This is a genomic window from Nonomuraea sp. NPDC003560, assembly GCF_042878785.1.
In the GTDB taxonomy this organism is placed as follows: domain Bacteria; phylum Actinomycetota; class Actinomycetes; order Streptosporangiales; family Streptosporangiaceae; genus Nonomuraea.
Genome location: NZ_JBIAOF010000004.1, coordinates 494743 through 505881, shown reverse-complemented (window position 1 = coordinate 505881; position 11139 = coordinate 494743). Strand labels below are relative to the sequence as shown.

8 protein-coding genes are annotated in these 11139 nt (G+C 72.2%); 2 read left to right on the top strand and 6 right to left on the bottom strand.

All coding sequences use genetic code 11. The annotated features are described in order from the left end of the window. Position 1: 1 nt before the first annotated feature. The 3 genes from ACFYUV_RS18500 to ACFYUV_RS18490 all read right to left on the bottom strand — a co-directional run bounded on the left by ACFYUV_RS18500 (position 2) and on the right by ACFYUV_RS18490 (position 4321). Positions 2-2038 carry an N-acetylneuraminate synthase family protein gene (locus ACFYUV_RS18500; protein WP_387669830.1) on the bottom strand — a complete coding sequence of 679 codons (2037 nt, stop codon included), beginning with the start codon at positions 2036-2038 and terminating at the stop codon, positions 2-4. Between the two features lie 73 nt (positions 2039-2111). Then, complete coding sequence (locus tag ACFYUV_RS18495) at positions 2112-2831, bottom strand: response regulator (protein ID WP_387669829.1); 720 nt, start codon at positions 2829-2831, stop codon at positions 2112-2114. Further along, positions 2828-4321, bottom strand: coding sequence for an ATP-binding protein (locus ACFYUV_RS18490; RefSeq protein WP_387669827.1), 1494 nt, complete (start codon positions 4319-4321; stop codon positions 2828-2830). The genes ACFYUV_RS18495 and ACFYUV_RS18490 overlap by 4 nt, the downstream gene beginning before the upstream one ends. 104 nt (positions 4322-4425) lie before the next feature. Here ACFYUV_RS18490 and ACFYUV_RS18485 point away from each other — a divergent pair, with 104 nt between their 5' ends. Next, a complete protein-coding gene (locus ACFYUV_RS18485) occupies positions 4426-5754 on the top strand; it encodes a cation:dicarboxylate symporter family transporter (protein ID WP_387669825.1) in 1329 nt (442 codons plus the stop codon). Positions 5755-5781: 27 nt separating this feature from the next. Here ACFYUV_RS18485 and ACFYUV_RS18480 read toward each other — a convergent pair whose 3' ends face one another. From ACFYUV_RS18480 to ACFYUV_RS18470, 3 genes are all read right to left on the bottom strand, one after another. After that, positions 5782-6600: an SAM-dependent methyltransferase gene (locus ACFYUV_RS18480; RefSeq protein WP_387669824.1), complete on the bottom strand. Its 819-nt coding sequence runs from the start codon at positions 6598-6600 to the stop codon at positions 5782-5784. Between the two features lie 47 nt (positions 6601-6647). Next, positions 6648-8006 (bottom strand): sensor histidine kinase, encoded by a 1359-nt coding sequence (locus tag ACFYUV_RS18475; protein WP_387669823.1) that lies wholly within the window; start codon positions 8004-8006, stop codon positions 6648-6650. 63 nt (positions 8007-8069) lie between these two features. Next, complete coding sequence (locus ACFYUV_RS18470; RefSeq protein WP_387669821.1) at positions 8070-9563, bottom strand: glycoside hydrolase family 13 protein; 1494 nt, start codon at positions 9561-9563, stop codon at positions 8070-8072. A gap of 298 nt (positions 9564-9861) precedes the next feature. Between ACFYUV_RS18470 and ACFYUV_RS18465 the strand changes: the two genes are divergently transcribed. Further along, the gene (locus ACFYUV_RS18465) at positions 9862-11139 is read left to right on the top strand and encodes a maltose ABC transporter substrate-binding protein (protein WP_358292986.1); all 1278 of its coding nucleotides are present in this window, start codon (positions 9862-9864) and stop codon (positions 11137-11139) included.

The following is an 11139-nucleotide window of genomic DNA, read 5'->3' as shown; positions in this document are numbered from 1 at the left end:
CTCAGACGGTCACCCGGCGCAGCCGGGCCTTGGGCGCCTCCTCGCCGGGGAAGACGCGCTTGACGCCGTCGCCCATGGCCTGCTCGATGATGCGGATGTCCCGGACGAGGTGCTCCAGCCCCGACGGCTCCAGCGAGGCGGCGTGGTCGGAGCCCCACATGGTGCGGTCGAGCGTGATGTGCCGCTCGACGCAGACCGCGCCCAGGGTGACCGCCGCCAGCGAGATCTGCAGGCCGCGCTCGTGCCCGGAGTAGCCGACCGGCACGCCGTAGCGCTCCTTGAGCGTGGTGATCGTGCGCAGGTTGGCCTCCTCCGGCGGCAGCGGGTACGTGGAGGTGGCGTGCATCATGATCAGCCGGTCGGTGCCGAGGATCTCGACCGCCTGGTCGATCTCCGACAGCGTGGACATGCCGGTGGACAGGATGAGCGGCTTGCCGGTGGCCGCCAGGGCGCGCAGCAGCTCGTGGTCGGCGACGCTGGCCGAGGCGATCTTGTGCGTCAGCACGTCCATGTCCTCCAGGAACTCCACGGACGGCACGTCCCACGGCGAGGCGAACCAGTGCAGGCCGCGCTCGTCGCAGTACTTCGCGATCTGCCGGTACTCGTCGTGGCCGAACTCGGTGCGCTCCTTGTACTCCAGGTACGTCATCTCGCCCCACGGCGTCTGCCTGATCTGGCCCTTCTGCTCCTCGGGCACGCAGATCGCGGGGGTGCGCTTCTGGAACTTGACCGCCTGGCAGCCCGCGTCGGCCGCCACGTCGATGAGCCGGCGGGCGAGGTCGAGGTCGCCGTTGTGGTTGATGCCGATCTCGCCGATCACGTACACCGGCTCGCCGTCGCCGACCAGCACGTCGCCGATCGCGACCGGGCCGAGCCGCGGCCGGGCCTTGACCTCGGCGACGGGCGGCTCGGGCCGGGCGGCCACCACCAGGTCGCACAGCTCGCGCACCGCGCCGGAGCCGCCGGGCCTGGTCAGCACCACGCGGGCGGCGGCGCGCACGCGCGGGTGCGCGTCCGGGGTGGCGATCGGCCAGCCGACCTCGGCCATCGGGCCCAGATCGTTGACGTCGTTGCCGACGTAGGCCACGCGCGCCGGGTCCAGGCCCTCGATGGCCAGCCAGTCGCGCAGCACGATGCGCTTCTCGGCCAGGCCCTGCAGCACGGGCACGCCCAGCTTGCGGGCGCGGGCGGCCACGACCGGGTTCTGCTCGGTGGACATCACCAGCACCTTGACCCCGGAGCGGCGCAGCAGCGAGACGCCCATCCCGTCCGAGCGGCTGACCAGGACCATCTCCCGGCCGTCGGAGTCGATGTAGGCACGGTCGTCGGTGTGCACGCCGTCGAAGTCGGTGATGACCGCGTCCACGTCGATCGGCTCGGGCTTGTCGATGAACGGCGCCAGGGCGCGCACCAGCTCCAGGTCCTCGGGGTCGTCGACCTCGATGGCGTGCTGCGGCGGCACCGGCTGCACGGCGACCTCGCCGAAGAAGCGGTGGCCGTGCTCGCGCAGGCCGGCGGTGCGCATGACGTAGAAGGCGCCGTTCTCGCGGAACTGCGGCTCGCGGTCCTGCCTGCGCGGCCGCACGGCGGGGTCGTGGTTGACGCCCGCGCCCGCGGCCGTCCACAGGAACTCGTGCGTCGGCAGCCCGGACACGACCGAGTCGGCCTCGCCGTCCAGGACCTTGCGCACGGCCGCAGACAGGTCCTCGGGGTCGATGAACGCGCTGGTGCACTGCACCAGGACGACCACGTCCGGGTCCGCGCCGAGCGCGTCCAGGGCGTGCAGCACGGCCGACTCGCTGGAGGCGGTCGCGCCGCTCAGCTCCTCGGGCCGCTCCACCACGGTCGCCCCCGCCGCGCGGGCGGTCTCGGCGATCTGCGGGTGGTCGGTGCTGACCACGACCTGGTCGACGAGCTCGGCCCGCAGGCACGCCCGTACCGCGCGGGTGACCAGCGGGACGCCCCCGACCAGGGCGAGGTTCTTCAGGGGAACGCCCGCCGAACCTCCGCGGGCGGGAACAACGGCCAGGACTCGCAAGTGACTTCTCCTCAGTGCATCGGATCGCACCCAGAAGCTAAGGGCCCGGATTGAACGGGCAGCGTCACCGCCATTAACTTTCCATGGGGATCCGGTAGAGCAACTCTGGCCGGCCCACCCCGCCGTACTGCGGCACGCGCACCGCCGTCCCCAGCTCGACCAGGTGTTCCAGGTAGCGGCGGGCGGTCACCCGGGACACCCCGACGGCCTGCGCCACGCTCTGCGCGGTGCTGCCGCCGGGCCGCTCGCGCAGCCGCGCCGACACGGCGTCGAGGGTGTCGCGGGCCAGCCCTTTGGGCAGCTCGGAGCTGCCGCGCAGGGTGCCGAGCACCCGGTCGACGTCGCCCTGGGCGACGATCACGCCGGTGTCCTGCCTGAACCGGGCGTAACGCGCCAGCTTCTCGGCCAGGGTCGCGTAGGTGAACGGCTTGAGAAGGTACTGGGAGACGCCCAGCGACACCGCCGAGCGCACCGTCGCCAGGTCGCGCGCCGAGGTGACGGCGATGACGTCGCACAGCAGCCCGCCGGCCCGCACCGCGCGGCACACCTCCAGGCCGTGCATGTCGGGCAGGTACAGGTCGAGCAGGATGAGGTCGACCGGCCGGCCGCGCAGGAACCGCAGCGCCTCGCCGCCCGAACGCGCCACCCCGGCCACCTCGAACCCGGCCACCCGCTCGACGTAGACCCGGTTGGCCTCGGCCGTGATCTCCTCGTCCTCCACGATCAGCACGGAGACCGGCCCGTCCGGCCGGCTCGCCGCGCCCGCTCCGGGCCCGGTGTCCGGCCGGTTCATCGGACCCGCTCCGGGACCGGCAGCCGCACCGTGAAGGCCGACCCGGCCACCTCGATCGTGCCGCCCAGCCGCCGCACCGCCTGCCCGACCAGCGCCAGCCCGAGCCCGTGGCCGTCGCCCTTGGTGGTCCAGCCCTTCGCGAACGCCTCCGGCGCGGTCAGCCCCGGCCCGTCGTCGGCCACCCTGATCACCACCCCGTCCCCGTAAGCGCTCAGGTGCACCTCGACCCGGGTGGCCGCGTCGAGGGCGTTGTCGACCAGGTTGCCGACGATCGTCACCAGGTCGCGCGGGTCCAGGCCCAGGTCGTCGAGGTCGCTGTCGGGTGTGAGCACCAGCTCGCCGCCGCGTTCGGCCGCCTCGGCGCTCTTGCCGAGCAGCAGCGCGGCCAGCACCGGCTCGCGCACCGCGCCCACCACCCGGTCGGTCAGCTCCTGCGCCGCGCGCAGCTCGGCCGTGCCCAGCGCGACGGCCTGCTCGGTGCGTCCCAGCTCGACCAGCGTGATCACGGTGTGCAGCCGGTTGGCGGCCTCGTGCGCGGCCGAGCGCAGCGAGTCGGCGAAGCCGCGTTCGGCGTCGAGCTGCCCGGCCAGCGCCTGCAGCTCGGTGTGGTCGCGTACGGTCACCACCGTGCCGAGCCTGCTGGCCGCGCCGTTGACGGCCAGCACCCGGTCGCCGGCCAGGTGCACGCGTTCCTCGTGGCCCTCCAGCAGCGCCGACAGGCCCAGCTCGGCCATGTGCCGGCCCTCGGCGTCCGGCGGCAGGTCCAGGAGCTGCCTGGCGGCGTCGTTGCAGAGCGTCAGCGTGCCGTCGCCGCCGACCAGCAGCAGGCCCTCCCGCACGGCGTGCAGGACGGCGTCGTGGTGGTCGTGGATGCGGCCCAGCTCCACCGGGCCGAGCCCGTGCGTCTGGCGGCGCAGCCGTACGGTGACCAGCCACGTCCCGGCCGCGCCGAGGCCGAGCGCGAGGGCGGCGACCAGGCCGCTCCAGGCGACCTGGTCGCGCAGCCGGGCGCTGATCCGGTCGATCGTGATGCCCGCGCTGACCAGGCCCCGGACCCGGCCGCCGGACCACACGGGCGTCACGGCCCGCTTGGAGGGGCCGAGCGTGCCGGTGTAGGTCTCGACGAACGTCCGGCCGGCCAGGGCCCGCCCGGTGTGGCCGAGGAAGCGCCGGCCGATCTCGGCCGGGTTCGGGTGGGTGTAGCGGGTGCCGTCCGGCTTCATGATGGTGACGAAGTCGACGCCGGTCTCCTTGCGCACCCGTTCGGCGTACGGCTGCAGGACCAGGGTCGGCTCCGGGCCGTCGAGGGCGGCGGCCACGCCCGGCGCGGCGGCCACGCTGACCGCCACGGCCCTGGCCGTGGCGCCCGCCTCCTCGGTGAGCAGGCGGTGGGCCTGCACCAGCGCGAGCACCGCGCAGCCCGTCACGGCGACCGCGACCACGACCAATTGCAGGACCAGCATCTGGCCCGCCAGGCTCCAGCGGCGCATGAGCCCCCCTTGCGTGAACGAAACTTACTCAATCGTGACGTGGGTCACAGCGAGCCGCATAGTCGCACGACCAGCCCCTTTTTCCCAAGCGGTGGAGACCCCTCATGCGTGATCGCACTCGATATCTGTACCTGGCCGTCATCGTGGCGGTCCTGCTCGGCATCCTGGTCGGGTTCGTCTGGCCGGAGGCGGGCAAGGAGCTCAAACCCCTCGGCACCGGGTTCGTGGCGCTGATCAAGATGCTGATCAGCCCCATCATCTTCTGCACGATCGTGCTCGGCATCGGCTCGGTACGCCAGGCCGCCAAGGTCGGCAAGGTGGGCGGCCTCGCGCTCGGCTACTTCATGGTGATGTCCACCGTCGCCCTGGTCATCGGCCTGCTGGTCGGCAACGTCATCGACCCCGGCTCCGGGCTGCACCTGACCGACGCCGCCCGGCAGGCCGCCGAGGCCGAGGCGGCCAAGGGCGAGGCCACCGGCGGGGTCGACTTCCTGCTCGGCATCATCCCCGTCACGCTGGTGTCGGCCTTCACCGAGGGCTCGGTCCTGCAGACGCTGCTGGTGGCGCTGCTGGCCGGGTTCGCGCTGCAGGCCATGGGCGAGCGGGGCGCGCCGATCCTGCGCGGCGTCGAGCACGTCCAGCGGCTGGTGTTCCGCATCCTGGCCATGGTCATGTGGGCCGCGCCGGTCGGCGCGTTCGGGGCCATCGCGGCCGTGGTGGGGGCCACCGGGATCGAGGCGCTCAAGAGCCTGGCCATCATCATGATCGCCTTCTACGTCACCTGCCTGCTGTTCGTCGGCGTGGTGCTGGGCGCGCTGCTGTGGCTGGTGGCCCGGGTCAACCTGTGGTCGCTGCTGCGCTACCTCGGCCGGGAGTTCCTGCTGATCCTGTCCACGTCGTCGTCGGAGACGGCGCTGCCGCGGCTGATCGCGAAGATGGAGCACCTCGGCGTGAGCCGGACGGTGGCCGGCATCACCGTGCCGACCGGCTACTCCTTCAACCTCGACGGCACCGCCATCTACCTCACCATGGCCACGCTGTTCATCGCCTCGGCCACCGGCGCGCCGCTGCAGGTCGGCGAGCAGGTCTCGCTGCTGCTGTTCATGATGGTCGCCTCCAAGGGCGCCGCGGGCGTGACCGGGGCGGGCCTGGCCACGCTCGCCGGCGGCCTGCAGTCGCACCGCCCCGAGCTGGTGGACGGCGTCGGCCTCATCGTCGGCATCGACCGGTTCATGTCCGAGGCCAGGGCGCTGACCAACTTCGCGGGCAACGCCGTGGCCACCGTCGTGGTCGGCACCTGGACCGGCGACTTCGACCGGGAGCGGGCCGCCGAGGTGCTGGCCGGGCGGGCGCCGTTCGACGAGTCCACGCTGATCGACGAGGAGGACGACCGCCCCGAGCCTGAGCCCGATCGGCAGGCCGCGCGCGTCTAGGGTCGCCGGCTCTCGGCGCTCGCCGCTCTAGGGTTTGCGGCCGATGCCCGCGTACCCCATGCGGGCGAAGTCGTCGTCGTAGAAGGGCGGGCTCTCGGGGTCGGTGAACGGGAAACCGAGCTCCGGCCCCTTGCCCGTGGCCAGACCGGGCGGGATCAGCTCGAAGTCGCCGAAGAAGGCGGCGATCTCCTTGCCCGGCCGCGGGCAGAACGGCGCGTTGGCCCGCCGGTAGAACTGGCTGACGCGGGCCACGCGCTCGGGCGCGTGGTCGGTGCCGACGTGCGACAGGGCCAGGTAGCTGCCGGGCGCGAGCGCGTCGCGGTAGGCGGCCACGAAGCCCTGCGGGTGGTCGGTGTCGGGGATCAGGTGCAGCAGGAACATCATGAGCACGGCGACGGGCCTGCCGAAGTCCAGCAGCCCGCGCACCTCGGGGCTGTCCAGCACCTCCCGCGGGCGCCGGACGTCGCCGTGCAGCATGGCCACCTGCTCGGGGCCGGCCAGCAGGGCCCGCCCGTGGGCGGCCACCACCGGGTCGCTGTCCACGTAGACCACGCGGGCCTGCGGCGCGTACCGCAGCGCCACCTCGTGCACGTTCTCGGCGGCCGGCAGGCCGGAGCCCAGGTCGAGGAACTGGGTGACACCCTGCTCGCACAGGTACCGCACCACCCGGCCGATCAGCAGCCGGTTCTCCCGCGTGCCGTCCCTGACCTCCGGCATCGCGCTCAGCACCAGCTCGGCCAGCTCACGGTCGGCCGGGAAATTGTTCTTTCCGCCCAGGAAGTAGTCGTACATGCGCGCGGTGTTGGGGATGTGAGGATCCACGCCCTGGGGGACTTCTTGCGTCATGAGGGCATGATCCACTAACCGGCTGCCGGAAATCTACGCTTTCGACATCAGATGGCGGGAAGCCGCAGGACGAACCGCGCCCCGCCCGGACGGTCCTCCACCCGCACGCTGCCCCGGTGGGCCATCGCCACGTCCCTGGCGATGGCCAGGCCGAGCCCGGTGCCGCCGGAGTCGCGGCTGCGGGCGGCGTCGAGGCGGGTGAACCGCTCGAAGATGCGCTCGCGGTCGGCCTCGCGGATCTCCTGGCCGTCGTTCTCCACCGCCAGCACGGCGGTGCCGCCCCTGGCCGGGCCCGCCTCCCTGGTGACCACGACCCGCACCATGGTCTCGGCGTGCCGCTGGGCGTTGTCCAGCAGGTTCGTCAGCACCCTGGCCAGTTGCAGACGCACGCCCTCGACCACCACGCCTTCGGTCAGCTCCAGCCGGGTGGGCAGCTTGTCGCTGCGCACGGCCAGCTCCTGCCGGACGAGCTGGGCCAGGTCCACCGGCTCCCTGGCCACGTCCACCCGGGAGCCGATCCTGGCCAGCAGGAGCAGGTCGGTGATGATCGCCTCCAGCCGGTCGGTGTCCCGCAGGGCGCTGTCCACCAGCGCCTCGACGTCGGTGTCCTCCGGGTAGAGCTGGGCGCTCTCCAGCTGGGCGCGCAGCCCGGCGATCGGGGTGCGCAGCTCGTGGGAGGCGTCGGAGGCGAACTGGCGCTGCTGCAGCGCGGAACGTTCCAATCGGGCCAGCGTGTTGTTGACGGCCTTGGCCAGCATGGCGACCTCGTCCTCGCCGCCCGGCTGGGTGACCCGGTGGCTCAGGTCGCCGGCGCTGACCGCGTCCAGCTCGGCGCGCATGGTCGCCACCGGGCGCAGCGCGCGGCCGGTGACCAGCCAGGTCGCCCAGGCGGTGAGCGCGATCAGCACCGCCACCTGGGAGAACACGATCACCTCCAGCGTCTGCGAGGCCAGCACCTCCGGGGTGCTGCGGCCGGCGTAGACGATGGGGGAGTCCTCCGACATGCCGGCCTTGACCGCCGACAGGTGCACGCACTCGGTCGGCAGGCAGTTGGTGGTGTTGACCACCCGGCTCTCGGCGGTGGGCCGCACGTCGCTGAGCGGCGGCAGGTTCCTGGCCGCGTCGCTGCTGGCCAGGACGCGGCCGTCGGTGCCGACGATCTGGATCAGGTCGATGGACGGGTTGGGCACCGGGATCGTGGCGCCCTGCGGCGGCAGCCCGCCCGCGCGCATCTCGGAGGCCACCCGCTCGGCGGTGTCCCGCGTGTCCCGGTAGACGCCGGCCGTCACCAGCGAACGCGAGACGATGCACCCGGCGACGCCCACGGGGATCAGCACGAGGGCGGCTACGGCCGTCGCGATGAGGGTGACGCGTCCGCGCAGGGAGCGGGCCCACAGGGGTGGCACTCCCCGAGACTACTAACCGTCATTGCCGCCAAATGCCGCGTCAAGGGAAAGGTTCCCCCAACCTCAACGCTGGATCCACACGGTGGTGTCCGGCGGGACGGAACCGTCGGCCGCCAGCGGGCCGCTGGCCAGCAGCACCGTGCCGGGCACGACCGGGGCGACCGTGCGCTCGCCGGTGTTCAGCATCACGACCAGGCCCGGGTCGCGCTGGACGGCCAGCACGTCCTCGGGGGCCTCCAGCCACCGCAGCGTGCCGCCGCCGAGCGCCGGGTGCTGCTTGCGCAGCCGGAGCGCGGCCCGGTAGAGGTTCAGCGTCGAGTCCGGGTCGTGCTCCTGGGCCTCGGCCGACAGCCGCGTCCACGACGGCGGGATCGGCAGCCACGGGTCGCGCCAGCCGCAGCCCGGCTCGCTCGTCCACGGGATCGGCACCCGGCAGCCGTCGCGGCTCTCGCCGGTGCGCCGGAAGGCCGGGTCCTGGCGCAGCTCGTCGGGCAGGTCGAGGACCTCGGGCAGGCCCAGCTCCTCGCCGTTGTAGAGGTAGGCCGAGCCGGGCAGGGCCAGCATGAGCAGCGTCGCCGCACGGGCGCGGGCCAGGCCGCCGTGCCGGGTGACGTGGCGCGGCTTGTCGTGGTTGGACAGCACCCAGGTGGTGGGCGCGCCGACCAGCTCGGCCTCCGCCAGCGACTTCTCGATCACCGTACGGAACGACTTGGCGTGGAAGTCGGCCATCATGAACTCGAAGTTGAACGCCTGGTGCAGCTCGTCGGGCCCGACGTAGCGGGCCAGCCGCTCGGGCGAGGACACCCACGCCTCGGCGACGGCCATCCGCCCGCCGGGGTAGGAGTCGAGGATCGGCCGCCACTCCCGGTAGATGTCGTGCACGCCGTCCTGGTCGAAGTAGGGCACCTGCTCGTCGCCCAGCATCTCGGCCTGGCGGCCCTCCTTCGGGCCCACGTCGGGCAGGCCCTCGGCCTTGACCATGCCGTGGGCCACGTCCACGCGGAAGCCGTCCACGCCCCGGTCCAGCCAGAAGCGCAGGACGTCGCGGAACTCGGCGCGCACCTCGGGGTTGTCCCAGTTGAGGTCGGGCTGCTCGGGCGCGAACAGGTGCAGGTACCACTGGCCGTCCTCGACCTGGGTCCAGGCCGGGCCGCCGAAGATCGACTCCCAGTCGTTGGGCCGGTCGCGGAAGATGTAACGGTCGCGCAGGCCGGCCTGGAACCAGGGGTGCCGGTCCGAGGAGTGGTTGGGGACCAGGTCCACGATCACCCGGATGCCGCGCTCGTGGGCCTCGGCGATCAGGGCGTCGAAGTCGGCCAGCGTGCCGAACATCGGGTCCACGTCCCGGTAGTCGGCCACGTCGTAGCCGCCGTCGGCCATGGGCGAGGTGTAGAAGGGGCTCAGCCAGATCGCGTCCACGCCCAGCCGCGCGAGGTGGCCCAGGCGTTCCCGCACGCCCTTCAGGTCGCCGGTGCCGTCGCCGTCGGCGTCGGCGAAGCTCCGGGGGTAGACCTGGTACACGACGGCGTCCCGCCACCAGTCGTCGTTGCCGAGCATGGCTTTCCTTCCCCCGATGTCCGTGATGTCTGGTGCAGGATGTCGCGCGTCCTTGCGACAGGTCAAGTGCAAGTTTCGGAAAGTTGCAGATTCCCGGTACGCCAGTTATCTGAGGTGCGGCGAGGTCAGCGCGTCACGGGTCGGATGTGGTTCCGGTAACGCTCTTTCGCAAGTTCTTCCAATTCTTGCAAAGAGCCGCTAACGTCCCGGAAACGTAAGCCGTGAACAGCGGCGGAAAACGATCTTCGGCGGCGGCGCACGCAGGCGCCGCCGCTCCTCCATGACCTCGGGAGGTCTCATGCGTGTTCGGGTCCTGGGAGTGGCCGCCCTCTCCACCCTCGCGTTCGCCGCCACGGCTTGCGGTGACTCCGGCTCGACCGCCCCGTCGGCGCAGCCCAGCGGCTCGGCCTCGGCCTCGGCCCCGGCCGCCGCGGCGGGCGGCACGCTGGTCATCTGGGCCGACCCGAGCCGGGTCAAGCCGCTCAAGCCCTTCGCCGACCAGTTCGGCACCGAGAACGGCGTGACCGTCGAGGTGAAGGAGATCAGCAAGGACAACCAGATGACCTTCCTGACCGCCTCCCAGCAGGGCAGCGGCCCGGACATCATGATCGGCGCGCACGACTGGATCGGCAACCTCGTCCAGAACGGCGCCATCGACCCCGTCACGCTGACCGACGAGCAGAAGGCGGCCTTCTCGGAGATCGCCATGAAGGCGGTCACCTTCAACGGCCAGGTGTACGGCGCCCCTTACGCGGTGGAGAACATCGCCCTGATCCGCAACACCAAGCTCGCCCCCGACGCCCCCGCCACGCTCGACGAGATGATCGACAAGGGCAAGGAGCTGAAGAAGGCCGGCAAGGTCAAGGAGGTGCTCTGCCTGCCCGTCGGCGTCAAGGGCGACGCCTTCCACGCCTACCCGCTGTTCGCCTCCGCGGGCGGCGCGCTGTTCGGCCAGACCGCCTCCGGCGACCCGGACCCCAAGCAGGTGCTGCTCGGCTCCGAGGGCTCGGTCAAGGCGTTCGGCAAGCTGAAGGAGCTCGGCGAGAAGGGTGACGGCGCGCTCAAGACGTCGGTCACCAACGAGAACTACATCGTCAACTTCGCCGCCGGCAAGTGCGCCTACCTGATCTCCGGCCCGTGGGCCATGAGCGAGGTCAAGAAGGGCGGCATCTCCTACGACATCACGCCCGTCCCGGCGTTCAAGGACGGCAAGCCGGCCACGCCGTTCGTCGGCGTCCAGTCGTTCTTCGTGGCGGCCAAGGGCAAGAGCAAGGCCCTGGCCCAGGAGTTCGTCGCCAACTACGTCACCAACAAGGACGTCGCCAAGGCCCTGTACGAGGCCGACCCGCGGCCCCCGGCGCTGACCGCCGCCCTCCAGGAGGTCCAGGCCGCCGACCCCGACGCCGCCAAGTTCATGGACGCCGGCAAGAGCGGCATGCCGATGCCCGCCATCCCCGAGATGGCCGCGATCTGGGAGCCGTTCGGCATCGCGGAGACCGCCGTGGTCAAGGGCGGCGACGCCGCCAAGGCCGCCGCGGCCGCGCAGAAGGCCATCGACGGCGCGCTCAAGAACTGA

Excerpts from the sequence above, each read along its gene's own strand:
- ACFYUV_RS18490 (WP_387669827.1), bottom strand. The coding sequence starts at position 4,321 with ATGCGCCGCTGGAGCCTGGCGGGCCAGATGCTGGTCCTGCAATTGGTC.
- ACFYUV_RS18485 (WP_387669825.1), top strand. The coding sequence starts at position 4,426 with ATGCGTGATCGCACTCGATATCTGTACCTGGCCGTCATCGTGGCGGTC.
- ACFYUV_RS18465 (WP_358292986.1), top strand. The coding sequence starts at position 9,862 with ATGCGTGTTCGGGTCCTGGGAGTGGCCGCCCTCTCCACCCTCGCGTTC.
- ACFYUV_RS18480 (WP_387669824.1), bottom strand. The coding sequence starts at position 6,600 with ATGACGCAAGAAGTCCCCCAGGGCGTGGATCCTCACATCCCCAACACC.
- ACFYUV_RS18470 (WP_387669821.1), bottom strand. The coding sequence starts at position 9,563 with ATGCTCGGCAACGACGACTGGTGGCGGGACGCCGTCGTGTACCAGGTC.
- ACFYUV_RS18495 (WP_387669829.1), bottom strand. The coding sequence starts at position 2,831 with ATGAACCGGCCGGACACCGGGCCCGGAGCGGGCGCGGCGAGCCGGCCG.